16 protein-coding genes are annotated in these 26,563 nt (G+C 71.8%); 9 read left to right on the forward strand and 7 right to left on the reverse strand.

Features of this window, described 5'->3' with window-relative positions:
- The first annotated feature begins 71 nt into the window (after positions 1-71).
- From ACFZAX_RS21815 to ACFZAX_RS21840, 6 genes are all read left to right on the forward strand, one after another.
- Entirely contained in the window at positions 72-1,319 is a 1,248-nt protein-coding gene (locus ACFZAX_RS21815) for an extracellular solute-binding protein (protein WP_390963522.1), read from the forward strand.
- Between the two features lie 5 nt (positions 1,320-1,324).
- Positions 1,325-2,323 (forward strand): ABC transporter permease subunit, encoded by a 999-nt coding sequence (locus ACFZAX_RS21820; protein WP_390963524.1) that lies wholly within the window; start codon positions 1,325-1,327, stop codon positions 2,321-2,323.
- Entirely contained in the window at positions 2,320-3,258 is a 939-nt protein-coding gene (locus ACFZAX_RS21825) for an ABC transporter permease subunit (RefSeq protein ID WP_390963525.1), read from the forward strand. Before ACFZAX_RS21820 ends, ACFZAX_RS21825 begins: the two co-directional genes overlap by 4 nt.
- A 200-nt stretch (positions 3,259-3,458) precedes the next feature.
- Positions 3,459-4,661, forward strand: a complete 1,203-nt coding sequence (locus tag ACFZAX_RS21830) for a family 1 glycosylhydrolase (protein WP_390963526.1) — start codon at positions 3,459-3,461, stop codon at positions 4,659-4,661.
- A 584-nt stretch (positions 4,662-5,245) separates the two neighbouring features.
- Complete coding sequence (locus tag ACFZAX_RS21835; protein WP_390963527.1) at positions 5,246-7,381, forward strand: TPM domain-containing protein; 2,136 nt, start codon at positions 5,246-5,248, stop codon at positions 7,379-7,381.
- 141 nt (positions 7,382-7,522) lie between these two features.
- A complete protein-coding gene (locus tag ACFZAX_RS21840) occupies positions 7,523-8,236 on the forward strand; it encodes a PspA/IM30 family protein (RefSeq protein ID WP_390963529.1) in 714 nt (237 codons plus the stop codon).
- 250 nt (positions 8,237-8,486) lie between these two features.
- Here ACFZAX_RS21840 and ACFZAX_RS21845 read toward each other — a convergent pair whose 3' ends face one another.
- From ACFZAX_RS21845 to ACFZAX_RS21870, 6 genes are all read right to left on the reverse strand, one after another.
- On the reverse strand, positions 8,487-11,084 hold the full coding sequence (locus ACFZAX_RS21845; protein ID WP_390963635.1) for a SpoIIE family protein phosphatase: 2,598 nt from the start codon (positions 11,082-11,084) through the stop codon (positions 8,487-8,489).
- Between the two features lie 190 nt (positions 11,085-11,274).
- Positions 11,275-11,715, reverse strand: a complete 441-nt coding sequence (locus ACFZAX_RS21850; protein ID WP_390963530.1) for an ATP-binding protein — start codon at positions 11,713-11,715, stop codon at positions 11,275-11,277.
- A 350-nt stretch (positions 11,716-12,065) separates the two neighbouring features.
- Positions 12,066-12,467 (reverse strand): NUDIX domain-containing protein, encoded by a 402-nt coding sequence (locus tag ACFZAX_RS21855; RefSeq protein WP_390963532.1) that lies wholly within the window; start codon positions 12,465-12,467, stop codon positions 12,066-12,068.
- 224 nt (positions 12,468-12,691) lie between these two features.
- A complete protein-coding gene (locus ACFZAX_RS21860) occupies positions 12,692-12,892 on the reverse strand; it encodes an SPOR domain-containing protein (protein ID WP_390963533.1) in 201 nt (66 codons plus the stop codon).
- Between the two features lie 222 nt (positions 12,893-13,114).
- Complete coding sequence (locus ACFZAX_RS21865; RefSeq protein ID WP_390963534.1) at positions 13,115-14,875, reverse strand: purine-cytosine permease family protein; 1,761 nt, start codon at positions 14,873-14,875, stop codon at positions 13,115-13,117.
- Between the two features lie 303 nt (positions 14,876-15,178).
- Positions 15,179-15,931, reverse strand: a complete 753-nt coding sequence (locus ACFZAX_RS21870; protein ID WP_390963536.1) for a GntR family transcriptional regulator — start codon at positions 15,929-15,931, stop codon at positions 15,179-15,181.
- A gap of 634 nt (positions 15,932-16,565) precedes the next feature.
- On the opposite strand from ACFZAX_RS21870, the gene ACFZAX_RS21875 reads away from it, so the two are divergent.
- Genes ACFZAX_RS21875 through ACFZAX_RS21885 form a run of 3 tightly spaced genes read left to right on the forward strand, consistent with a single transcriptional unit; the run spans position 16,566 to position 21,313 of the window.
- Positions 16,566-19,175, forward strand: coding sequence for a discoidin domain-containing protein (locus tag ACFZAX_RS21875; RefSeq protein WP_390963636.1), 2,610 nt, complete (start codon positions 16,566-16,568; stop codon positions 19,173-19,175).
- A 30-nt stretch (positions 19,176-19,205) separates the two neighbouring features.
- Positions 19,206-20,021, forward strand: coding sequence for an alpha/beta fold hydrolase (locus tag ACFZAX_RS21880; protein ID WP_390963537.1), 816 nt, complete (start codon positions 19,206-19,208; stop codon positions 20,019-20,021).
- On the forward strand, positions 20,018-21,313 hold the full coding sequence (locus tag ACFZAX_RS21885) for a SpoIIE family protein phosphatase (RefSeq protein ID WP_390963539.1): 1,296 nt from the start codon (positions 20,018-20,020) through the stop codon (positions 21,311-21,313). Before ACFZAX_RS21880 ends, ACFZAX_RS21885 begins: the two co-directional genes overlap by 4 nt.
- Positions 21,314-21,663: 350 nt before the next feature.
- Here ACFZAX_RS21885 and ACFZAX_RS21890 read toward each other — a convergent pair whose 3' ends face one another.
- On the reverse strand, positions 21,664-26,556 hold the full coding sequence (locus tag ACFZAX_RS21890) for a caspase family protein (RefSeq protein WP_390963540.1): 4,893 nt from the start codon (positions 26,554-26,556) through the stop codon (positions 21,664-21,666).
- Positions 26,557-26,563: the final 7 nt, after the last annotated feature.

The following is a 26,563-nucleotide window of genomic DNA, read 5'->3' on the forward strand; positions in this document are numbered from 1 at the left end:
CGCGTGTCGCACAGTGATGTATGCGCTTACAGGCAGCGCATACATTCGGATTGCTCAAGGAGGAGCCCTCCATGCCCCGCACCGCCAGAATCACCGTCTCCGCCGGGATCGCGGCCGCTCTCGCCTTCGGCATCACCGCTTGCGGCGGCTCGGGTGGCGCCTCCGTCGCCGCCGACAAGAAGCAGACGCTGACCGTCTGGGCCATGGGTGCCGAGGGTGAGAAGCTCGCCGACGTCGCCAAGGTCTACGAGAAGGCCCACCCGAACGTCACGGTGAAGGTGACTCCGGTCGGCTGGGACGTCGCCCACCAGAAGCTGGTCTCCGCCGCTGCCGCCGGCACCATGCCGGACGTGGCCCAGATGGGCGGCAGTTACATGGGCGAGTTCTCCGATCTCGGTGTGCTGGAGCCGGTCGACACCAAGACCTTCGCCGAGAAGGACTACTTCCCGGCGGGCTGGAGCCAGGGCGAGGTGGACGGCACCGCCTACGGCGTGCCGTGGTACGTGGACACCCGCGTCCTCTACTACCGCACCGACCTGGCGAAGAAGGCCGGCATCACGAAGGCCCCGACCACCTGGAACGAGATGCAGGCCCTCGCCACCGCGTACCAGAGGGACGCGGGCACCAAGTGGGGTCTCTCCATCCAGCCCAGCGGCCTGGACACGGTGCAGAACTTCTACCCGTTCCTGTACTCGGCCGGCGGCGCCATCATCGACGACAAGGGCAAGGTCGTCATCGACAGCCCCGCCGCCGTCAAGGCGCTGAAGGAGTACGGCTCCTACTTCGACAAGGGCCTCTCCAACAAGTCGGTGCAGCCCGGCTACGACGTCGTGAAGGACTTCGGCAACGGCCGCGTCCCGATGTTCTTCGGCGGCCCGTGGCACGTCACCCTCCTCGACGAGGGCCAGCCGCAGTTGAAGGGCAAGTGGGCCGTGGCGAACGTGCCGGCCGACGCGTCCTCCACCTCGATGGCGGGCGGCTCCTCCCTGGTGATCTCCAAGGACAGCGAGCACAAGGCCGCGGCCACCGAGTTCATCGAGTACCTGACCGGCACCGAGGGCCAGGCCGACTGGTACAAGCGCACCAAGGACCTGCCGGCGAACACGAACGCGTGGACCTCCGGCACCCTCGCCGACGACGCCGACCTGCAGGTCTTCAAGAAGCAGATGGACACCGCCAAGGCGTCCCCGACGCTCTCGAACCTGACGGAGATCACCGACAAGGTCGACCAGGCCATCGCCGAGGTGACCCAGGGCAAGGCTTCGGCCGAGGACGCGCTGAAGACCGCGCAGTCCCAGATCGAAAGCCTCGTGAAGTAGGAGCCATGAGCACCGTGACCGGAAAGGCCGCGCAGACGGCCAAGGGACCGGAAGGGCGGGCGACCGCCGAGTCGCCCGCCGCCGGACCCGGCGCATCGCAGGGCCGTCAGGTCCGCAGGAAGCCGCTGGGGAGGCAGAACGCGGCGGGCTGGCTCTTCTCCACCCCGTTCCTCGTCCTGTTCCTCGTCTTCATGGCCTTCCCGATCCTCGCCACCCTGGTGATGAGCTTCACCGACTTCGGGCTGCGCAACGTGACGCACCCGCTGGACGCGAAGTTCATCGGCTTCGAGAACTACGTCGACCTCTTCGGCGACGACAAGTTCCTGCGGTCGCTGCTCAACACCGGGTACTTCGTGGTCGTCGGCGTGCCGCTGACCATCGTGATCGGCCTGGTCGTCGCCGTCCTGCTGAACAACGGCATCGACCGCGCCCGGACGTTCTTCCGGGTGGGCTTCTACGCCCCGGTGGTCACCACCATCGTCGCGGTCGCCGTGGTGTGGCGGTTCGTGCTCGACCCGAGCGACGGCCTGATCTCGGGCCTGTTCTCCGAAGTCGGCCTGACCGGGCCGGACTTCCTCGGGTCCGAGGCGCTGGCCATGCCGTCGATGATCGTCATGGCGGTCTGGCGGAACGTCGGCACGGTCATGGTGCTCTTCATCGCCGGCCTCCAGGCCATCCCGACCGAGGTCCGGGAGGCCGCGCGCCTCGACGGCGCGGGGATCTGGAGCGAATTCAAGGGCATCACCGTCCCGCTGCTGCGGCCGACGATGCTCTACGCCACGGTCATCACCACCATCGGCTACCTCAACGTCTTCGAGGAGCCGTTCGTGATGACCCAGGGCGGGCCCTCCGACTCGACCCTCACCGTCTCGCTGAACATGTACCGCGAAGGCTTCAACTTCTTCCACATGGGTTACGCCAGTGCCATGGCGTACGTCCTGTTCGTGGTGATCATGGCCATCACGGTGCTCCAGCTCCGACTGCTGAAGGACAACACCAAATGAGTGCCACCAACGCACCCGGCACGCTGCGGACGGCGCCGTCGAAGGAGCAGCGCCCTTCGCGGGGCTCCGCGTCCGAGGGCTCCGCACCGAAGGCGACGAAGCCGCGCCCGGGCTTCCGTCCCGGCCGCGCCCTCGTCCTCGTGCTGCTCTCGGTCGGACTCCTGGTCATGTCCGCGCCGTTCCTCTGGATGGCGCTCTCGTCCTTCAAGACCACGTCCGACCTCTCGGCCAGCCCGCCGGTCTGGATCCCGTCCACCTGGACGCTGGACAACTTCCGCGAGCTGCTCGACAAGCTGGACCTGCCGCTCTACTTCATGAACTCCGTGATCGTGGCGGTGCTGGTCACCGTCTGCAATCTGGTGTTCTGCTCGATGCTCGGCTACGCGCTGGCCAAGCTGAAGTTCGCCGGCCAGAACAAGATCTTCGGCCTGGTGCTGGGCGCGCTGATGGTGCCCGGCAACCTGATGCTGCTGCCGCTCTTCGTCCTGATGAGCAAGCTCGGCCTGATCGACTCGTACGCCGGTCTGGTCCTGCCGTTCGCGGCGGGCGCCTTCGGGGTCTTCCTGATGCGGCAGTTCATGCAGTCGATCCCGGACGAGCTGCTGGAAGCGGCCCGGATGGACGGCGCCGGTGAGTGGTACATCTTCTGGCGGATCGTGATGCCGCTGGTGAAGCCCGCCCTCGCGACCCTGTCGATCTTCACCTTCCTCGGCTCCTGGAACAACTTCGTCTGGCCGCTGATCGCGACCAACGACCCGGACAAGTACACGCTGCCGGTCGCGCTCGCGACCTTCGCCACCGACCCGAACAAGGCCGGCGGATCGAACGGCGTGCTGATGGCCGGTGCCTTCCTCGTGGTCCTGCCGGTGCTGATCCTCTTCATCGCCCTGCAGCGCCACTTCACCCAGGGCATCGCCACCGCGGGCATGAAGTAGGACCCGCCGCACGTCCGGTCGTCCCGGCCCGCGCCCCCGTCGGCGCGGCCCCCCGACACCTGCACGACCACGCCCCACCCGTACGGCCGAGCACGACCACGCCCCACCCGTACGACCACGCATCACCCGCACCACCCCGCACGGGCCGCGCCCGGAGAGCCGCGAGCCCGCCCCCTCACGCACCAGAAAGACACTCCGCGATGACGCACACCCCGGTCCAGTTCCCCGAAGGCTTCCTGTGGGGCGCCTCCACCGCCGCCCACCAGATCGAGGGCAACAACACCAACAGCGACTGGTGGGTCAAGGAGCACTCCGCCGGCACCAACATCCAGGAGCCCAGCCTCGACGCGTGCGACAGCTACCACCGCTGGGACGAGGACATGGACCTGCTGGCCTCCCTCGGCTTCACCGACTACCGGTTCTCCATCGAGTGGGCGCGCATCGAGCCGGCCGAGGGCCACTTCTCCCGCGCCGAACTGGCGCACTACCGCCGCATGGTGGAGGGTGCCGTCGCCCGCGGCCTGCGCCCGATGATCACCCTGCACCACTTCACCGTGCCGCAGTGGTTCGAGGCGCGCGGCGGCTGGACGGCCGAGGGCGCCGTCGAACTGTTCGCCCGGTACGTCTCCGCCTGCGCCCCGGTCATCGCCTCGGACGTCAGCCACGTCTGCACCATCAACGAGCCGAACATGATCGCCGTGATGGCGGGCCTCGCCAAGCGCGGCGAGATCGGCTTCCCGCCGGCCGGTCTGCCCTTCCCCGACGAGGACACCACCGTCGCCGTCATCGCCGCGCACCACGCGGCCGTGAAGGAGGTCCGCGCGATCGACCCGGCCATCAAGGTCGGCTGGTCCGTCGCCAACCAGGTCTACCAGGCCCAGCCCGGCGCCGAAGAGGCCACCGCCGCCTACCGCCGGCCGCGCGAGGACGTCTTCATCGAGGCGTCCCGCGGCGACGACTGGATCGGCGTGCAGTCCTACACCCGGACCAAGATCGGCGCCGACGGCCCGATCCCGGCGCCCGCCGACGTGGAGCGCACCCTCACGCAGTGGGAGTACTACCCCTCCGCGGTCGGCCACGCGCTGCGCCACACCGCCGAACTGGTCGGCCCCGAGGTCGCGCTGATCGTGACCGAGAACGGCATCGCCACCGACGACGACACCCGCCGCGCCGACTACTACGCCGGCGCCCTGGACGAGGTCGCCGCCGGTCTGGAGGACGGGCTCAACATCCGGGGCTACCTGGCGTGGAGCGCGCTCGACAACTACGAGTGGGGCTCGTTCAAGCCGACCTTCGGCCTGATCGCCGTGAACCTGGAGACGTTCGAGCGCACCGCCCGCGACTCCGCGAAGTGGCTGGGCTCGCTCGGCCGCACCCGCGAACTCCCGCGCCTCGCGGGCTGATCAACGCCGCGGCGACCCGGTGTCCGCCGAGGCCCCCGAACGGGGGAGTTCCTGACCGGCTCCCCACCCGGTGCGGACGGCGGTCCTGACCCGCCGCCGGCCTCCACCGACCCACGCCCCGGCGCGGCCGAAGCCCACACTCCGGCCGCGCCGCCGGCATGTCCGCCACGCGCCACCGGAGTTGCCCGAGCGCACGGCGGACGGTGCGGTACGGGCAGACGCCCGCCTGCCGCGATCCCCCCACCGGGCCCGGCAGGGTGCCCTGCCCGCCTGCGCTCAGGGCCCCTCGGCCCCGTACTGATGGAGCCGGTCCACCGCCTCTTCCCTGGCTAGCCCGGCCACCATCTCCTCCGCCGGACCGGCCCGGTGGATCAGCGAGTGCGCCGGCTCGGCAGGCAGAGCTTCCTTCGGCGTTGCCGCAGCACGGCCGCACCAGGATGACGCCACCCGTCACGTACATCACGTACGTCACGTACATCAGGTACGCGCCCCCCGTCCCCCGGTCGGACCACTTCCCTCCGGCCCGACGCCCCCGCCGGATGCTCGGGTCGCGGGGCGACAAAGGTGGCCATAGCCTCCCAGATGTGACACCTCCCGCGACCCGTATCCGCAGCTCCCGACCCTGCCGGGCCCTGCTCGGCGTGCTGTTCGCGGCCTGCTGGCTGGCCGCCGGGACCGCCGCTCCGGCGTGGGCCGACAACCCCGTCACGCTCTCCCGGGACGGGCAGATCACCGACCGGACCGGGGCGCTCGGGGACCGTACCGGGGAGGTGGAGACGGCGCTGGACTCGCTCTTCGACGAGCGGCGGGTGCAGCTCTTCGTCGTGTACGTACGCGACTTCTCCGGCCGCTCCTCGCAGAGCTGGGCCGACGAGACCGCCACCCGCAACGGTCTGGGCCAGGACGACGTGCTGCTGGCCGTCGCCACCCACGACCGGCAGTACGCGTACTCCGTGGACGAGGCGTCCCGGCTCACCGACGAGCAGCTGAGGGACGTGGCGAGCACCGCCATCGTGCCGGCGCTGCGGGTGAACGACTGGGCGGGTGCGGCGATCGGTGCGGCGAACGGTTATACGGCGGTGCTCGCGGGGCAGCCGGCGCCCTCGCCCTCCCTCTCCCCGGGCCCGGCCGATCCCGGGTCGAGCGGCTCGGGCGGCACCGACGCCGGTGATTTCCTGCTCCCGGCGGTTCTGCTGGTCGCGGTCCTCGTGGTCGCCGCGTACGCCTTCGCCCGGCGCAAGCGGCGGGCGAAGACCCGTACGACTCCGGCCGCCGCCGGCTGGGGTGCCGCGGCGCCCGGTGCGGCGGCCGGCGAACCACCGTTCCCGCTGGCCGAGTTGGATGCCCGCACCAGGGAACTGCTGGTGGACACGGACGACGCGGTACGCACCAGCGAGGAGGAACTGGGCTTCGCCACGGCCCAGTTCGGCGAGGAGGCGGCGGCACCGTTCGCGGCGGCGGTGACACGTGCCAAGAGTGAGCTGACCGCTTCGTTCCGGCTGCGCCAGCAGCTCGACGACGCGATCCCGGAGGACGAGCCGACCCAGCGCCGGATGCTGGCGGAGATCATCAGCCGCTGCACCGCCGCCGACGAGCAACTCGACGCGGTGTCGGCCGACTTCGACCGTCTGCGGGACCTGGAGCAGAACGCCCCGCAGGCGCTGTCGGAGGTGGAGGCGACCTTCCGCGACCTCGCCGGGCGTACGGCCACGGCGGGTTCGACGCTGGACGCGATGCGCACGCACTACGCGCCCTCGGCCGCCGCCCCCGTCGCGGACGACGTCGAACAGGCGAAGGAGCGCCTGGTCTTCGCTACCTCCTCCCTCAACCAGGCCCGCCAGGCGGTGGACGGCGGCGACAACTCCCGGGCCGCCGTGTTCGTACGGGCGGCGGAGAGCGCGGTACGCCAGGCCGCGACCCTGGTGGACGCCGTGGAGCGGCGGGCCGCCGAACTCGCGGAGGCCGCCTCCCGCATCCCCGCCGCGCTCACCGAGATGGAGACCGACCTCGCGGACGCGCACGGGCTGCTGCGGGGCACCGCGCAGGGCGTGTCCACGGCCGACCTCCAGGGACGGATCGGCCGGGCGGAGGCGGTGCTGCGGGACGTACGGGGCGAGGTGGCGGGCGGACCGTACGACCCCATCGACGCGCTGCGCCGGCTGGAGGAGGCGGACGCGGCGCTGGACGAGTCGCTGGCCGGAGCGCGCGAACGGGACCAGGGCAACACCCGGGCCCGTCCGCTGCTGGACCAGGCGATGCTCTCCGCCCGCTCGGCGATCTCCGCCGCCGCCGGCTACATCACCACGCACCGGGGCGCGGTCGGCAGCCAGGCCCGTACCCGGCTCGCGGAGGCCCAGCGCCACGCGGAGCAGGCCGGGCAGCTCGCGGCGGGCGGCGATCCGCAGCGGGCGCTCGCCGAGGCGCAGCGGGCCGACGCGCTGGCCGGGCAGGCCCAGGCCCTGGCCGAGCAGGACGTACGCGCCTTCGACAGCCGTTCCGGTCCGGGCGGGATGCGGGGCGGCGGGACGGGCGGGGCCGTACTGGGCGGCATCCTCCTCGGCGGCCTCCTCGGTGGCGGCGGGCGGGGCGGCGGTCGCGGGTTCGGCGGCGGGTTCGGCGGGGGCGGCGGGTTCGGCGGGGGCGGCTTCGGCGGCGCGGGGCCCGGCAGCTTCGGCGGCGGAGGCACGCGGGGCCGCCGTGGCGGTGGCGGCCGCTTCTGACCGGGCGACCGGGGTGCGCGGCGCCCGGTCCCGTGCGCCCGGCCGCCGTAGGCCTCACGCCCCCGCCCCCGTGCGCCCCGCCCCCGTACAGCCCGCTCGTCCGCCCCGGGCGAACCGTCCCACTCCAGGAGAGGAGCTCCCATGTCGAAGCAGACGATTCTCGGCCGTGTCACCCAGCTCGCGAGGGCCAACATCAACGCGCTCATCGATCAGGCCGAGGACCCGCAGAAGATGCTGGACCAGCTGATCCGCGACTACACCGACAACATCGCGGAGGCCGAGCAGGCGGTCGCCGCGACCATCGGCAACCTGCGGCTGATGGAGCAGGACCACGCGGAGGACGTGGCGGCGGCGAAGGAGTGGGGCGGCAAGGCACTCGCGGCCAGCCGCAAGGCGGACGAGTTGCGGGCCGCGGGCTCGGCGGCGGAGGCGGACAAGTTCGACAACCTCGCCAAGGTCGCGCTGGGCCGCCAGCTCCAGTCGGAGAAGGAGGCGCGGACCGCCGAGCCGACGATCGCCTCGCAGACCGAGGTGGTGGACAAGCTCAAGTCGGGGCTCGACCGGATGAAGGCCAAACTGGGCGAGTTGAAGGCGAAGCGGGACGAGCTGGTGGCTCGCGCCAAGTCCGCCCAGGCACAGAACCGGATGATGGACGCGGTGAAGTCGGTCGACGTGCTCGACCCGACCAGCGAGCTGAACCGCTTCGAGGAGAAGGTGCGGCGCGAGGAGGCGAGGGCGGTGGGAAAGCAGGAGCTGGCCGCTTCCTCGCTCGACGCGCAGTTCGAGCAGCTGGACGCCATGGGCGACAGCGCAGAGGTCGAGGCGCGGCTCGCCGCGCTGAAGTCCCCGTCCTGAGCGGTGGAGGAAGCGACGAGGGGTGGGGGGGGGGGGGGGGCCCCCCCCCCCCCCCCCCCCCCCCCCCGGGGCGGGGGGGGGGGGGGGGCGCCCCCAAAAAGACGTGGTTGTGAGGTAAGGGGAGCGGCGCGCGGGCCCCCCCCGCGGTGCTCCCCCGGGGGGGGGGGGGGGGCGGCCCGGGGGGGGGGGGGGGGGGGGCGCCCCCCCCCCCCCACCCCTCGTCGCCCGCGTGGATCGTGTCAGTACGTGCTCAGTACATGCTGAGCAGTTGTTCGACCGTGAGCTCGGCGGCCGGCTGCCCGTCCGGCAGGGCGAGTTCGAACCAGACGGTCTTGCCGCGCGGGGTGCGCCGCGAGCCCCAGGCCGCGCTGAGCAGCCCGACGAGCTGCAGCCCCCGGCCGCCCTCGTCGGTGTCGCGAGCGCGGCGGCGGCGCGGCTGGATCAGCCCCGCGTCCCACACCTCGCACACCAGGGTGCGGTCCCGCAGCAATCGGAGCCGGATCTCGCCCTCTCCGTAGCGCAGCGCGTTGGTGACGAGTTCGCTGACCAGGAGTTCGGTGGTGTCCACCAGGTCGTCGAGGTTCCACTCGGTCAGCCGCCGACGGGCGAGTTCACGGGCCCGGCCGACCGAGCGCGGTTCCCGGGGCAGCGTCCAGTCGCCGACCGCTTCCTCGGGCAGCCCCTGGATGCGGGCCATCAGCAGCGCGATGTCGTCCTCGCCGTGCCGGGTGTCCAGGGCGGCCAGTACGTGGTCGCAGGCGGCCTCCAGCTGCATCCGCGGCCCGGTGAGGGCGGTGCGGAGCACATCGAGGCCCTCGTCGAGCGGATGGTCGCGCGACTCCACGAGGCCGTCGGTGTAGAGGGTGAGCAGGGCGCCCTCGGCGAGTTCGACCTCCACCTCCTCGAAGGGTTCGCCGCCGACGCCCAGCGGCATCCCCGGCGGTACGTCGAGGAGCCGGGCCGCCCGGCCCGGCTCGACGACGGCCGGCGGCAGGTGGCCCGCGTTGGCGAAGGTGCAGCGCCGGGTGACCGGGTCGTAGACCGCGTACACGCAGGTCGCGAGGTACACCTCGGACAGGTCCGCCTCGCGGGACTTCTGCAGGGCGCGCGAGGGCCACTGGGTGCCCCCGCCCTCGGGCCGGTCGCCGCCGCCGGGGGTGCCGAGGCCGCGGGCGACCTCGTCCAGCGCGGAGAGCACCTCGGCGGGTTCCAGGTCCAGCAGGGCGAGCGTCCTCACGGCGGTGCGGAGTTCGCCCATGGCGACGGCGGCGCGCAGCCCGCGCCCCATGACGTCGCCGACGACGAGCGCCGTGCGGTGGCCGGGCAGTTCGATGACGTCGAACCAGTCGCCGCCGACCTCGGTGGCCGCGTTGCCGGGGAGGTAGCGGCAGGCGATGTCCAGGCCCGCCGCCTCGGGGGCGCCGGGCGGGAGCAGGCTGCGCTGGAGGATCAGGGCGCGTTCGTGCTCGCGCCGGTAGAGGCGGGCGTTGTCGATACAGACGGCGGCGCGGGCGGCGAGTTCGCCGGCCAGGTCCCGGTCGCGTTCGCCGAAGGGCTCGCTGCCCTTCGTACGGGAGAAGCGGACGAGCCCGACCACGGTGTCGTGGGCGACCATCGGCACCGCGAGGGTGGACCGGACGAACCCGAGGCCGTCGCCGGGCGCCTCGTGGACGCGGCCGGTCCGCAGGGCGGTGGCGCAGGCGGAGGCGTGCGGGTAGCGGTGTACGGCTCCGAGGGCGGGCTCCCCCGTCTCCTGCTCTGCTCCCCCGTCGCCGCCGGGGCGCTCGCCGGACCGCGCGGCCGGCAGCTGTGCGCCCGGATGCCGGGGCACGCGGGTGCGGGCATCGGAGACCGCGCTGGCCTGGGCGACCCGGCGCAGTTCCGGTGAGGGGGCCCCGGGCTCCGGCGCGGGGCCGCCCGCGGCCGGGGCCTCGGCGCCGGTGAGCACGGCGGGGAAGAGGTCGACGGTGGCGAGGTCGCAGAAGCCGGGGACGGCGACGTCCAGCAGCTCGCGGGCGGTGGTCTCCAGGTCGAGGGAGTTGCCGATGCGGGCGCTGGCCTCGTTCAGCAGCCGGAGGTTGCGCCGGGCGCTGGCCGCCTCGCGTGCGGCGATGTGGCGGCTGGTGACGTCGGTGGCGAGTCCGGCGACCCCGATGGGCCGTCCCGATCCGCTGTGCACCCGGTAGAGGTTCATCGACCAGTGGCGGCGGTCGGTGTCGCCGGGGACCGTACCGATGAGCCGGAGGTCGGTGACCGACTCCCCGGTCGCCAGGACTCTTCTCAGGATCTCCGTCAGCCGGTCCGCCTCGGGGCGGGTCAGATAGTCCTCGGCCCTACGTCCCCGGTGGTCGGCGGCCATGCCGCCGAAGACGTCGGCGAATCGTTCGTTCGCACGGACCACCGAGAGGTCCTTGCCGAACAGGACGAACCCGAAGGGGGATTGGCCGAAAATTGCCTGCGAGGCGGCGAGGTCCGTCTCGATGCCGCGCAGCGCCCGCACGTCCACCACGATGCAGAGGGCGGCCCGCTCCCCGCCGGCGGTCACGCTGGGCATGACGTAGACCTCGGCGAGCCCGCGGACGTCCCGCTCCCCCGGTATCCGGAAAGGGACGAGGCCCGTCCACTCCTTGCCGTCCAGGATCTCGCGGATCTGCCGGTGCCCGCCCCGGCGCAGCTCGGGAGGCATGAACGCCTCCACGGGATCGCGCCCGATCACCTCGTGCGGGCCCATGCCGAAGAGATCGGCGGCCCTTCCGCTCCACTGCTCGACCAGGCCGTCCGGGCCGATCGAGAAGGAGGCGACCCTGATGTACTCGTACATCGAGCCAGGCGGGCTGCTCTGCCACACGATGCCGCCCGCTGTCCCAGGTATCTCGCTCACGCGACCGTCCCCTCCAGCTCACACACCGGACCGGTCCTGTGCGCAGTATTCAGCACTACGGCCACTCCCGACACGGCGTTCACGATCACAGCAAGGTCTCAGTCCTTCTCGTCGGCGGCCCCGACCTCAGGTGATCGCTGTGCGTCCCCCTCCTCTCCTAACCAGACAGAGGCAGCTCGAACCACACCGTCTTGCCACTCTTTCCTTTTCGCGTCCCCCAGCGGCGTGCCGAACAGGCCACCAGCTGGAGCCCGCGACCCCCTTCGTCGTCGGGGCCGGCCCGTCGGCGGGTGGGAAGATCCGGAAGCGGATCGGAGACCTCCACCAGCAGTCCGTGGCCGTCGGCCGAGGCCTCGGCCACCTCGGCCGGGGTGGCGCCGGGGCGGACCAGGCGTACGCCGATGGGGCCGGTGGCATGGCGGAGCGAGTTGGTCACCAGCTCGCTGACGAGCAGCACCGTGACGTCGATGACCGGCAGGCCGAGGTCCCAGGCGCGCAGCGTCTCGCGGACCGCGTTCCGTGCACCCCGCACGGAGCCCGGCTCCGCCGGGAAGGTCCACTCGGCGCTGCCGCCTTCGGTTTCGATCACGCCGATCACTTCCCGGGGCCGTCAGCGGATTCACCCTGCGAGGGGTCACTGTGGACATACCCGGAATTCATCTCGCATCACAACAGATCGTAACCAATGGGTCATACGGGTGCACGGGTCCCGGGGTGCGCCTTCGCAGCGGCGCCGTTCGGCCGGAGGCCGGGGCGGGGCGGGGCGGGGCGGGCTGGGGCGGCGGCCGGTCGCGCGATCGCACGGCGGAGAATCGTCCTCGCACGGGGCGTACGGGGACGATTCCGACGACGCGGCGAGCGTGCGTGCCGGGCGTCGTCCGGCAGACGGCACTCCGAAGAACACGGTCCACCGGTGCGCGCACGGTCCTCCAAGTACGGCGGGCGGGCTCAGGCCAGCACCCCGTCCGCGTGGAGATCGTCGAAGAGCACCTGGTCGACCGGGGCGACGAGCGGCCGGTCCGCGTAGCCGAACCAGGCCACCTCGTCGATCTCGTTGCTCGCCGTCACCGTGCCCCGGTAGTCGCCGTAGTAGCAGCTCATCCGCACCACCACGCCCTCCGCGTGCCCGTGGGCCTGCGCTTCGTAGACCCCCGCGTGCACGACGGTCGCCGGGTCGAGGGACACCGCGAGCTCCTCCTCCACCTCCCGCAGCAGGGTCTGGAGGTCGCTCTCCCCCGCCTCCCGCTTGCCGCCGGGGATGTAGAAGATGTCCTTCCCCTTCGACCGCGCGCAGAGAATCCTGCCGCTCTCCACTCGTACCCACGCCACCGTGTCGATCAGGGCCGGCATCGCTCCGCCTTCGTTCCCCGGCCTGGCGGTCAGGCCGGTCAGCCGGACCCTACCTTCGCGCGGCGGCGCGTAAGGAGCCGAGGGCCGTCCCGTAGGGGGCGCACACCGGCGCGGGTGCAAAGGGAGCGCGCGCCGGCAGTGGCGGCACCGGCGGGGCGGACGACGACGGCCGGGCACCCCCTGGTCAGGGAGGGTGCCCGGCCGCCGGTGACGCGGGTCATGGGTCAGGGGCGGGCGGTCTCACCCGCGCGTTCCACCCAGTAGAGCTGCTGGTGCTCCCGGGTGTCGAACCTGTCCGCGACCTTCTGCGCCTCTTCCTCCGTGGCGTATCGGCCGACCCGGTACGTACTGCCGTTGATGTCCTGCCGTATCACCAGCCACGGGAGGACAGCCGCGCTGTCACTCATCGTGCTCCTCCCGAGCATGCTGCCCCTCTCCCCACCGGTCTGCACATCTCATAGGACGATCCCCAGGAAATCGCTGTGCGCATATGCCGGAGCGTACGCCTGACCTTCACTCAGCGAATGCGGAATCGCACAAAGGGATACGGAACCGGCCATACACGGGGCGCATCCGTCCGGATGCGCCCCCGGAGCGGAGAACGGGACCCTATCGCGCCGCGCGGGCGCCGGTCGCCGCGGGCACCGTCACCCTCTCCCCGCCGCGTCGGAACCGGCCACCCGCACCGTGGGCAGGGGCATCAGCACCGGTCCGGCCGTCGGCGCCTTCCGGCAGGCGTCGCCGCAGGTGGCGTCCAGCGAGCAGCAGAGCGAGCAGACGGGGCCCGCGTGGGCGGGGCAGTCGGCGATGTCCGGCAGCTCGTAGGCCGTCTCGCACACCGCGCAGGTGTGGGTGGCGGTGATGTCCTCGACCGCCACGTCGGGGCCGTTCACCGGATTGGGCCGGGCCAGGTAGTACTTGCCCTTCGTCGCCCAGGCGATCAGCGGGCAGAGCGTCACCGCGAGCCCCGCGGCGATGAAGGTGGAGAAGGCTTCCGCGTACTCACCGAAGAGGCCGAAAAATGCCAGGATCGAGACGGTGGAGGCGATCACCATCGCGCCGAAGCCCGCCGGGTTCACCGCGTGGAGGTAGGCCCGCTTGAACTCGATGTACGGCGGGCTGAGCCCGATCCGCTTGTTGATGACCAGGTCGGCGGCGACGGCGGCGATCCAGGCGATGCCGACGTTGGAGTAGAAGCCCAGCAGCTTGTTGAGGGCCGCGAACATGTCCATCTCCATCAGCGTGAGCGCGATGGCGAGGTTGAGGAAGATGTACCAGACCCGGCCGGGGTGCCGGTGGGTGATCCGGGAGAAGAAGTTCGACCAGGAGAGCGAGCCGCTGTAGGCGTTCGTCACGTTGATCTTGACCTGGGAGACGATCACGAAGATCGCCGCGGCGGGCAGGGCGAACCCGCCGAGCCAGGGCTTGAGCGCCTCGATCTGTGGGGCGATCGGCTCCAGCGCGTGCGTCGTGCCGACCGCCTCCAGGGCGACGAAGGCAAGGAACGCCCCGCCGAGCTGCTTGGCGGCTCCGATGATCACCCAGCCGGGCCCGGCGGCGAGCACCGCGAGGTTCCAGCGGCGCTTGTTCGCCTCGGTCTTCGCCGGCATGAAGCGCAGGTAGTCCGCCTGCTCGCCGATCTGCGCGATCAGCGAGAGCGCCACCCCGGTGCCCAGGCCGAACCCGAGCCAGGAGAAGCCCGAGCCCGCCCCCTCCGTACCGCCGAAGGAGCTGAACGAGCCCCAGGCGTCCGGGGCCTCGAAGGCGAGCACCAGGAACGGCAGGATCATGCCGATGATCCAGACGGGCTGCGTCCACGCCTGCACCTTGGCGAGCGCGCCCATGCCCCGGAACACGATCGGGATCACGATCAGCGTGGTGAGGAGATAGCCGATCCGGACCGGCAGCCCGATCGCCTGGTGCATGGCCTGCGCCATGATCGAGCCTTCGAGCGCGAAGAAGATGAAGGTGAACGACGCGTAGATGAGCGAGGTCAGCGTCGAGCCGAAGTAGCCGAAGCCCGCGCCCCGGGTGACCAGGTCCATGTCCAGGCCGTACGTGGCGCAGGCCCGGGCGATGGGGATGCCGGTGAGGAAGATGATCGCGGCGGCGGTCAGGATCGACGCGAAACCACTGGTGAAGCCGTAGGTGAAGACGATCGAGGCGCCGATCGCGAAGTCCGCGAGGTAGGCGATGCCGCCGAGGGCGGTGCCCGCGACCGTCCCGGGCGACCAGCGGCGGAACGCGTGCGGGGCGTAGCGCAGCGAGTAGTCCTCGCGGCTCTCGTCGGCGGCGAGCGCCGCGTAGCTGCGGGCCGGCCCGCCGGAGCCGGACACGCCCCCGGGCTCGGGGGGCTGCGGCGAGGTGTGCGGGGTCTCGGCCGTGGTGGGTGGTGCGATGTCCGTCATGAGGGTCCCGTCCTCGGTCCGTTGGTGCGGCGACGACCGGAAGGTAGGAGCCGCACGTGACGGGCCGCGGGGGCAGGGCGTTGCCCGGGAGTTACGGCAGGTGACGGGGGGTTAAGTCTGTGTCACCGGCCCCGGACACACCGCACCGCCCACCGGTCGGCCCGCCCGCGACGGGGCGCGTCACGGGCGGACGGCGGACCGCCGGCGGCGCGTCACGGGCGGACGGCGGGCCGCCCGCGGCCGACGGCCGGAGCGGGTCGGGGCGGGGCAGGCCGGGGCGGGGCGGGGCAGGCCGGGGCGGCGTTACTTGACTGGCAGGTGGTAGGCGACGCGGTAGCGGTCGGCGGGCACGACCACGTCGGCGGTCTCGACCGCCTGTCCGCCCGCGTAGTAGGTGCGCGCGATGACCATGACCACGTGGCCGGGCACCCCGCCGAGGTCGCCGAGTTCGTCCGCCAGTCCCGGCCGGGCGCCGACCTCCTCGGTCACGTTGTCCACCACGATGTCGATCGCCGCCATCCGGTCGACCACTCCGCAGCCGCCCAGCGGCCCCTCCTCGGGGAGCATCACCGGGGTCCGCCCGGTGACCGAGAGCGGCTCCCAGGAGGTCGAGAGCATCATCGGCTCACCCGCGTCCCGGAAGACGTACCGCGTGCGCATGACCCGCTCCCCCGGCTCGATGCCGAGGCGCACGGCGATCTCCGGACCGGCCTCCTCCTGCTCGCTCCGCGATTCCCAGGTGCCGCGCACGCCCTCGGCGCTCTGCTCCTGGCGGAACGGACTGGACCCCATGCCCGGCCGGTAGCCGGACCGGGCGATCCTGCGCGGCACCGGACGTGCCCGGACGTACGTACCGGAACCGGAGCGCCCCTCCACCAGCCCTTCGGCCATGAGCACCTTCCGTGCCTCCAGCGCGACGGTGTCCGAGACGCCGTACTCCTCGCGGATGCGCGCCTGGGACGGCAGGCGGGTATGGGGCGGCAGCGCTCCCTTGACGATCTTCTCCCGCAGATCGCTCGCCACGCGCAGGTAGGCGGGCTGCTCACCGAAAGTCACTGGCCACTCCCAACAAGTTGACAGACCGCAACAGAGTCGCAACCGTGAGTGGTACAAGACAAGCGAAGGCCAAAGTTTCACTCAAAGTGATGATTCGGGGGTGCTCCACGCATGGTCCGAACCGCATCACCACAGCTCTTCCGGCCGTTCTCTGCCCACTTCCCGCCCTCCGCACGCCCCGGATGCACGAGGAAGTGACACGTGCCCCCGGGCGGCCGGCCCGGACGGGCAGTCGCCCGGGTCCGCGCCCGCCGTGTGCGGGGAGTGTCCGCGCCGCACGTGGCCCCGCCCGCACCGCACGTGGTCCCGCCCGTACCGCACGTGGTCCCGCCCGCGCCGCACGTGGTCCCGCCCGCACCGCCCCGGGGCTCCTCGCGCGGTGCCCCGCCCCCGCCCTGATCGCCGTCCAGGCCGGTTCCGGGTACACCCTGAGGTCCGTCCTTGCGCACTCGTCGGCTCAGCGGCCCGGCGTTCCCGGAATCCGCTGCTCCATCCGGTGGCAGCCCCGTCGGCCGTCCGCCTGCCGTGCGCGTGGCCGGCCGTGCCGTGCCGGGCGCCCGCCGGTCGCGTCCCTACTTTCATACGGGTGACCCATGCGCGCACCTCCCTCGTCGGCTGTCTCACCACCGCTCTCCTGACCGTGATCGTCACGCCGGGCCAGGTGTCCGCCCAGGGCATCCGCCCGTCCCCCGCCCCGCCCTCCTGCACGGCGCCCACGGCCCCGGCCACCCCTCCCGACGGAACGTGGGAGCTGACCTCCACCCGGTACGGCGAGGCCGAGGGGTACGACCCGTACGTCGGCAACGGCTACCTCGGCCACCGCGTCCCCCCGGCCGGAACCGGCTACGCCGAGCGCCCGGAGAAGACCGGCTGGCCGCTCTACACCCCGCGCTACGACGGGGCGTTCGTCACCGGCCTGTACGGCGCCGAGCCCGGTACCACCGAGGGGCGCGAGGTCCTCGCCGCGCTGCCGGGCTGGACCCCGCTCGACGTCCGCGTCGGCGCGGAGACCTTCGGCCCGGACACCCCCGCCGGCCGGATCTCGCACTACCGCCAGACCCTCTCCCTCGCCTGCGGGCTGGTCCGCACCTCGCTGCGGTGGACGACGGCGGACGGCAGGGCCACCGACCTGGTGTACGAGGTGCTGGCGGACCGCTCGGACGTCCACGCCGGTGCCGTACGCCTCACGCTGACACCCCGGTGGTCCGGCGCGGCCATGGTCACCGGGCGGCTCGACACGCGGGGTGCGCGGCGGATGACGGTGGCGGACGACGGGACCTTCCGCACGCACGGTACGGAGGTGGACGGCGCGGTCGTGCAGACCCTGCGCCCGGTCCCCGTCCCCGATCCGGGCGGGGGCAAGGGCCCGGGGCTCGTCCGGGAGCTGCGGGTGCGCGCGGGGCGGTCGTACACCGTCGAGAAGTACGTCGGCGTCGACACCGCCCTCACCTCGCGCACCCCGCTCGCCTCGGCGCGCGCGGCCTCGCGGCGGGCGGCCGGGCGCGGCTGGGCGCGGGTGCTGGCCGACAGCGCCGCCGTGTGGCGCCGCGACTGGTCCTCCGACGTGCTGGTGCCGGGCAGCCCGGACCTCCAGCGGTGGCTGCGGTCGGCCCAGTACGGGCTGCTCGCCGCGACCCGCACCGGCGCCTCGGACAGCATCGCGCCCGCCGGTGCGACCAGCGACAACTACGCGGGCATGATCTTCTGGGACGCCGAGACGTGGATGTACCCGGGGCTGCTCGCCACCCGCCCCGAGCTCGCCCGCACGGTGGTGGAGTACCGCTACCGCACCCGGGACGCGGCCCGCGCCAACGCCGGGAAGCTGGGGTACGACGGGCTGTTCTACCCGTGGACCAGCGCGAGCCGGGGCCGCCTGGACTCCGAGTGCCAGAGCTGGGACCCGCCGCACTGCCTCACCCAGAACCACCTCCAGGGCGATGTGGCGCTGGCCGTGTGGCAGTACTGGCTGGCCACCGGCGACCGCGCCTGGCTGGCCGAGCGCGGCTGGCCGCTGCTGAGCGGGATCGCCGACTTCTGGGCCTCCCGGGCCACCCCGAACGCCGACGGCAGCTGGTCGGTCGCGAACGTCGCCGGTCCCGACGAGTACAGCAACGGCGTCACCGACGGGGTCTTCACCAACGCGGTCGCCGCGACCGCCCTGCGCGACGCCGCACGCGCCGCGGCCCTCCTCGGCCGGCCCGCGCCCGCCGCCTGGCAGCGGGTCGCGGACGGGCTGCGCATCCCGTACGACGCGGAGCGCGAGATCTTCCTCCAGTACGCGGGGTACGACGGCTCGACGATCAAACAGGCCGACACGGTGCTGCTGATGTACCCGCTGGAGTGGCCGATGGAGCCGGGCGCAGCCGCCGCGACCCTCGACTTCTACGCCGCCCGCACCGATCCGGACGGCCCCGCCATGACGGACTCGGTGCACGCCATCGACGCCGCCGCCATCGGGGAGCCCGGGTGCGCCGCGTACACCTACCTCCAGCGGTCCGTGCGCCCCTTCATGCGGGGCCCGTTCGGCCTCTTCTCCGAAGCGCGCGGCGCGAAGTCGGGCGCTGCGGACCCGCTGTCGGGCTTCCCCGCCGAGGACTTCCTCACCGGCAAGGGCGGCTTCCTCCAGGTCTTCACCCACGGCCTGACCGGGCTGCGGCTCCGCGAGGACGGCATCCGGCTCGACCCCGTGCTGCCGCCGCAGCTGGGCGCGGGTGTCACGCTGAAGGGGCTGCGCCACCGGGGGCGTACCTACGACATCGTGCTCGGACCCCGCACCACCACGGTCCGCCTGGTGTCGGGCGCCCCGTTCACCGTGCACACCCCGGCGGGGCCGAGGCGCCTGGCCTCCACCCTGGTCCTGCCCACCCGCCGCCCGGACCTGACCCCCACCGACGACGCCGCCCGCTGCCGCCCGGCCACCGCCGGCTCGGAGTCCCCCGGGCTCTACGCGGAGGCCGCCGTGGACGGCTCCCCCGCGACGGCCTGGTCCCCCGACGGGGCCACCGGCACCCTCACGGTCCGGCTGGACCGCGCGCTTCGGATCACCTCGGTGACCCCGGTCTGGAGCGGCGTGCCGCCCGTCTCGCACACCGTGGAGACCTCGTCGGACGGCCACTCCTGGCAGCGTTACGTTCCGGGCGCCGCGGCCCGCGAGGTGCGGGTGACGGTGGTCTCGGCGGACCCCGCGAAGCCCGCGGGGATCGCGGAGCTGGGGGTGCGGCAGGCCGGGCCGTCCGGGTCGTAGCGGGCGGCGGCTGCTGCGAGGATGGGTGGCATGGACATCCGGCGCAGGAACAACGTCACTGTCACCGGCAACCCGCACGGGCCGGTGGTGGTGCTGGCGCACGGTTTCGGGTGCGACCAGAACATGTGGCGCCTGACCGTACCGGCGCTGGCCGGGGAGTACCGGGTGGTGCTCTTCGACTACGTCGGTTCGGGCGGCTCCGACCTGTCTGCGTGGAGCGAGGAGCGCTACTCCTCGCTCCGGGGATACGCCCAGGACGTGGTGGACGTCCTGGAGGAGCTGGACCTCCGCCGGGCGGTGTTCGTGGGGCACTCGGTCAGCGCCATGATCGGCGTACTGGCCGCCCAGGCGGCTCCCGACCGGATCGGCGCGCTGGTGATGGTCGCCCCCTCGCCCCGGTACATCGACGAGGGCACCGGCGAGGACGGCTACCGGGGCGGCTTCAGCGCCGAGGACATCGACGAGTTGCTGGCATCGCTGGAACTGAACTATCTGGGCTGGTCCTCCGCGATGGCCCCGATGATCATGGGCAATCCGGAGCGGCCCGAACTGGGCCAGGAGCTGACCAACAGCTTCTGCGCCACCGACCCGGACATGGCGCGCGTCTTCGCCCGCACCACGTTCCTCTCCGACAGCCGCGCGGACCTGGCGGGCGTGGCGGTGCCCACCCTGATCCTGGACTGCACCCAGGACATGATCGCGCCCCCGGAAGTCGGCGCGTACGTGCACGACGCGATCCCCGGCTCGGCCCTCGTCACCCTCGACGCGACCGGCCACTGCCCCCAGCTGTCGGCGCCCGAAGCCACCAACGCGGCGATCACCGAGTTCCTGGCCGGACTGGGATGACGGGCGGCACAGGACCGGAACCGGAACCCGGCCCCGGAGCAGGGCCGGAACCAAAACCCGGCCCGTCCCCCGGGGCGGACGCCTTGAGGGACCTCCTGGAGCCCAGCGCCGAGGAACTGTACGAGAGCGCCCCCTGCGGCTATCTCTCCACGCTGATGGACGGCACCGTCGCGAAGATCAACCGCACACTGCTGGACTGGCTCGGCCTCGCGCGCGAAGCCGTGGAGGGCCGGATGCGGTTCGTCGACCTGCTGACCATGGGCGGCAAGCTCTACCACGAGACGCACTTCGCCCCACTGCTGCGCATGCGGGGCACCATCAGCGGCATCGCCCTGGAGATCGGACGGTCCGGCGGGGACCGGATGCCGGTACTCGTCTCGGCCGTGGTCAAGCACGACGCCGCCGGCGACCCGCTGCTGATCCGCGTCACCGTCTTCGACGCCCGCGACCGCCGCGCCTACGAGGAGGAGCTCCTGCGGGCCCGCAGAGCCGCCGAGGAGGCCACCCGGCGCGCCCAGGCCGACCGCACCCGGTTGCAGGACGCCCTCGCCGTCCTCCAGCAGGCCTTGTTGCCCGACTCCCTGCCGCCGGTCCCGGGCATGGAGGCGGCCGCGCACTACTACACCGCCTCCCCCGACCGGCTCGGCGGCGACTTCTACGACGTCTTCCCCGTCGACGGCACCCGGTTCGCCTTCTTCCTCGGCGACGTGTGCGGCAAAGGCCCGCAGGCCGCCGCCGTCACCGCGCTGACCCGTCACACCCTGCGCGCCGCGGCCCTGCACGACCCCGACCCCATATCGGCCCTCTCCACGCTCAACACGGTGCTGTACGAGCGCTACTCCGGCATCGAACCCCGCTACTGCACCGCCGTCTTCGGCGTCCTCGAACCCGGCCCCGCCACCGGACAGGTCGACGTCCATCTCGCGTCGGGCGGCCACCCCCCGGCCCTCGTCCTGCGCGCCGACGGCCGCGCCGACTACCTGCCCACACCGGGCGGCCTCCTGGTCGGCGTCCTGCCCGACCCGGCCTTCGTCACCGCCGACACCCGACTCGCCCCCGGCGACACCCTGCTGCTCTACACCGACGGCCTCACCGAAGCCCGCACCGGCCCGGACCGCACCGGCTTCTACGGGGACGAGGCGCTGCGCGACTTCGCCCGGGACCTGGCCGGCGAACCCGCCCACGCCGTCGTCGCCGCCCTGACCGGGCTGCTGGACAGCTTCGGCGAGGGCGTGAACGACGACACCGCGCTGCTGGCCCTGGGGGTTCCGGCGGGCGGGGCGGGGGCCTGAGGCTCCGGGCACCCGCCCTCCGCATCTCGCGGGGCCCAGCCCCCCTCTCGCACCGCTATGTCAGTGGGTGCTGCTTGCATGGCGCCATGAGCACCCTGCGCGAAACGCCGTCCGCCTTCCCGGCCCCGAGGAACACCGCACCCACCTGAGCGCGTTGGCGGTCCTGGACGCCACGATCGGCGACGCCCCGGACTGCTGCCGCTCCACCGGCTCCCCCGGCTCGCGACGCGGGGCCAGCCTCTCGGTGACTCCGTAGCCGCCCGCCCCCAGGCGGGCAGGCGTGCGCCGGCCGCGGCCCCTACGGCCTGTTCGTCTCCGCCCCCTCAGGATGGAGCGTCGTGGCCGGGCCGTCAGGAGTGGCCGACGTGGTTCGACCCGTCCGTACCGAAAGCCGTGAGCAACCGCTTCCCGGCCGACTGCCCGTGGCTCGCCGTGTGGTCCACCGCAAAGCCCAGCAGCGTACGCCCCAGACCCGCGCACGACCCGGTGTATCCCTGGTCCAGCTCGAGCACGCGGACGGCGTCTTCACCCCAGATCAGGTGGGCCAGCGCCAGGACACGGCCTTGAGCCAGCGCGAGAGCGACCCGGCTTTCCCAACTCCCCGGGTTGAGCCACACCGCCGTGCTGAGGCAAGCCCACGCCCGCACGAGACGATTCCTTACGCGCTCTTCACTCTCCTCGGTCGACGGAAGGGTGAGCCCGGGACGCCCAGGGCCCCGGGCGTCCCATGACAGGGGAACGAAGCCGCAGAGCCGTTCCGCCTGCTCCAGGTGGAAGAGGGCCAGCTGCCGGACCGTCTCGATCGTGACTCCGAGGTCGGTGAAGGCAGCGGTGAAGGAACCTCGTTCGCCCTCGGTGGTGGCCTGGCCCAGATCGGTGAGCGCTGCCGCGAGCTGCAGGAAGCCGGCCTGTTCCGCCGAGGTCAGCAGGTTGTCCAGCTCGGCGGGAATCCCCGTCAGCGAGGGATCCGGTGACGGACTGAACGCGCACGCCGCACGGAGGCGAAGTACCTCACCCCAGTGCCCCGGCACGGACTTCGGGGATTCGGCGAGCTCCCTGTGAGCGGTCTCCAGGAGGCGGCTGCGCTGCGGTCCGGGGGAGTTGCTCCACAGCCCCTCCCGAAGCAGGGCGTCCGCGCGGAGCAGAAGCAGTTCCCTCCTCCTGTGCTCCGGCAGGACCTTGTGTCTGGGGTCCGCTCTCTTGGCAGCGGCGGAGAAGTTCCAGTCAGCCATGGCGTCCATGGCCATGATCGTCAGGAACTCGTACTGAGGTCGCGGCTGACGTCCTTGAGTCACGGAGTAGATCCGGCGGAAGGCTCCGGCCGGGATCGCTCTCCCGGTGACGACGGCCAACTCGTGCAGGAAGCGGCGCTCCAGGCAGTGGTGCGCCCTGAACCACGTGTTGGACGGCCCATAGGTCTCGGCGAATGACCGCACCCTGGCCTGCCGCTCCGCGTGAACAGCGCGCAGGTTCCGCTCGAGCTCGAGTTCCGGCTCCCGGTCCGCCTCCGGCACCGGAGCCAGGGAGCACGGTCCGGGCAGAACCAGCGGGGAGTCCACTTCGCCGAACAGTTGTTGGCCCACGAACATGGACCAGGTCTCGGGCTCCCTCGTGTCGGCAGCCCGCCCGACCGCAGCCGTCCAGCGGGCAAGCGCCGGGCCCGCGACGTCCCGCAGCGTCTCGGACCAGACCCGCTGGGCCAGCATGCTGTTCACAGTGAGCCAGCTGCGCAGCACCATCCAGTCCTGGCTGCCGTCCAGCGACCGGTCCAGACCGGCCTTCACCTCGTGCAGATCCCGCAGCACCTCGCGGTGCATGCCCAGGGACTCCTTGTCCGGAACGCCGGCCGTGATGAGGAACGCTCTGAAGACCTGCTCGTCCCTGTCCGAACCGGGAACCAGCGCGCCGGACGCCTCGATGTCTTCGAGCACAGCCAGCCGCTCGCGCCCGAGTAGCGAGGAACGCATCGAGATGAGGGAATTCATCGCATGACTGGCCACCCGCCAGCGGGTGACCGGGTCCAGACCCGCGGCGGAGCCGTGCGAGTCCTGACTCAGAAGGTCTTTCAGCAGGCACCCCAGTATCGTCGCGGCCGACTCCTGGCCGACAAGGGTTTCCATTACCTGGCTGGCCACCCGCCAGCGAGTGACCGGGGTCAAGCCCTTCGCGGGGCCGTGCGAGTCGTAGATCAGAAGGCCTTTCAGCAGGCATCCGAGTGTCGCCGCGGCCGACTCCTCGCCGATGATGGCTTCCAGCGTCTTCTCGAACTGCTGCCTCATCCCTACTTGCACGGACTCCTTCGCGATCCGGACGGCTTCGATCAGGTGTCGGGCCTTCGTCTCCGGGGCGTCGCCGACCCGCGCCTCGAGCAGATGCAGTTGATGGCACAGCCGCGCGAGTCCGTCGCTCGGCGAAGCCTTGATCGAGTCCTCGAGACTGTCGATCAGCTTCTCCACCGATCCTGCGATCCGCCGCAGAATCTCGTGGTCGTCGGTGAGCTGTACCGTCTGCAGCCCCCAGCCCGCCAGAGCGAAGACTCTGCTCACGCGCCCCGCCGAGAAGTCGAGACAGAAATCGAGGGCGAGCCGGTCCAGCACATAGGTACGGAACTCACAGACCTCGTCGACCGCGTCCAGCTGCCGCGCGCAGAGCAAGGTGAGGCGGTCCAGCGTGTTGATCTCCGTGTGACCGATGCCCGGCATCCGGCGGAACTCTTCTTCGAGATGAAGCAGGACCTCCGACAGGCTGTCGCGCACTCCTGGCGTGTGGACAGGCAGACGGGACAGCACGTTGAGCTGTGCGATGCCGACCCGGAAGGGCGGAAACACGCCTGGGGTATGGATCGGGGACGTTCTCTGCAACCTGCCCAGACCGGCCTGGGACTCTCTCAGGTCGACGGGGAGGAATGGGGTGTCGACGGACTGTGCCAGCAGGTGTGTGGTGAGGACGGACCGCGTCTCGGACCATTCCTCGAGGCGTGACCGTGACAGGCCCGGGAGCTCCAGCTCGTCCAGTTCGTTGAGGGCCCGTTCCAGGGCCCCCACCGACTGGAACTCGTCCATTGCCTGCCGTCGGTGGTCCACCAGGCTGTCGACCATTTCCGGGCTCGACGGCGAGCCGAACTGATGCATGTGGGCAAGCAGTTCCGCGGATGCCTTCCCGACGAGCCGGTCGACTTCGGCCTCGTCGACCTGCGCGGCGCCAAGAAGCACGTCGGGAACCCGGTTCTCCCCGTACCGGTCGCGGGGGGAGAACTGGAGCCTTCTGCGGATCTCCCGGAGCGCGTCCTGGGCCACCGAGCCGACCGTCACTTCCAGCGGCCCCGCGCCGAGAACTGTGTCCACCAGGACTCCGGATGCCCGCAGCCAGTCGACCACCCCCTGCAAGGGCTTCAGCGCGACCGGCAATTCGTCCACCACGATGGGAGGCGTACCCAACTGGACCCACGCCAGCAGAATGGCGAGAGCACCTGGCTCGCCCCCCTCCCGGAGCCGGCAGCCGGATTCGATCAGCACAGGCTCGATCACATAGTGGGTCGCCCGCCTGATCTCCTTACCGAGACGGGCGTTGTCGGGCTGTTCGTTGAGGAGACTCGTACGCGCGCCCAGGGCGGCGACGGCCTGCATCAGCACCACCGGGCGCAGGGTCATCGTTTCGTCGCCGGCCAACCGCAGCGACTCGTCCGGATCCAGACCGGTGATGCCGTACTCGTCCAGGAGCTGCCGGATGAGTTCGGCGGCCTCGCCCCGTTCCAAGCCGGGTACCGGCACCGCGGCGGCAGGCATCAGCTGGCCGTTACCAGTGATGCCTCCGGCGTTCCGGGCCGCGACCAACAGGACCAGTGCGTCCCGGAACAGCGGATAGGCGAGGAGCAGTTCCAGGTCCTCGTAGACCTTGCGAAGGTCACTCCTGGTGGCACGGAGGGTGATGTAGAGGACCAACGGCCGCCCACCGGCGCGACGGGCGAGCTCCGCCACCGCCCGTTCACGGGCATCGGCGAAGTCGGCGGTGGTCGGTTCGAGCCCAGCACTGTCCTCCCTGGTCACTCCCAGGGCGAGCTGAAGAGACCGCAGGGCCGGGACCGGGCTGTCGTACCGGATCAGGTCGAGATCCAGGCCCAGCACATAAGGGTCCAGGGGCAGAGCGGCGCACACGCCTCCGGGGGCGCCCAAAAAACTTTCCGTGAGGGCCTTCTTCCCCACGCCCGGCTCTCCGGTCACCGGCACCACCGCACCGGACCGGGCACGCTCCTGAAGCAGAACGAACTGCTTCGGCCGGGGAAGGGCCGGGCGGCCGGCCCGCCGGTAGTCCCAAGGCCATCGCAGTCCCGCGGGGGGAGGGGGCTCCTGGCGTGCGGGCTTGGAACCGGCACCCCCCGACGCAGCGTCCCCGTGCACGGCCGCGGCCGGTGAGGAACCCTGCGCGGGCTCCGGCGCGGAGGATTCGACCACGGTCTGCGGCGCGAGGTTGGGAAGCCAGGGCATGTGCCGGATACCGCCGGGTGACAAGAGCGGTTCCGGTACGTACTTGTCCGAGTCGAGGAGTCCGAGGTTGTGGTTGTGGTCTTCGGCCTGCTTCTTGATCAGAAGACCGAGAGTGTCGAGGCTCAGATAGGCGTCTTTCGGCGGGGCGAGTTCGGTGACGGCCCTGACCAGTGCGTTGGTGAAGAAGCTGGGACCGTCCTCCACCGGCGACCTGGCCAGCTTGTCCTTGTCGGCCGCGACCAGCAGGGCTATCTTCTCCACCACCCCGGGCTGCTGCAATTCGGCCCGGACGTGGTCGATCGCCACGCCCGCATGGCAGCAGTCGAGGATGACGATGACATGGTCGGCGGGAAACGTCGCGTCCTGCAGAATGCGGGCGACGTCCTGGAAGGCCAGGCTGCCGCTTCTCCCCTCCACCGAGGTCGTGTCGCTCAACGCCAGGTGGAGGCCTTGCTCGCCGAGGGGGTACCCGTGTCCCGAGAAGTAGACCAGGAACAGGTCCATCTGCTCCGGAGAGTTCGTCTTCGTATTCTCCAGCGCTCTGAGGACGTTGTCGGGCTGCAGCGGCACGTCCTGGGAGCTGAACCGCGTGTAATTGCGGTTGGGGAGCCCCCAGCTCTGCAACAGGTCACTCATCGCATCGAGGCTGTGCACGACCGAGGGCAGGTCTTCCAGCCCGGGGCTGCGTGAGTACTCGTGGCAGCCGATGAGCATGGCACGGGATCGCTGCGGGTCGAACGGTCTGGGCTGGCTGGTCATCAACGGC

It is taken from the genome of Streptomyces sp. NPDC008125 (assembly GCF_042957125.1).
GTDB lineage: Bacteria > Actinomycetota > Actinomycetes > Streptomycetales > Streptomycetaceae > Streptomyces.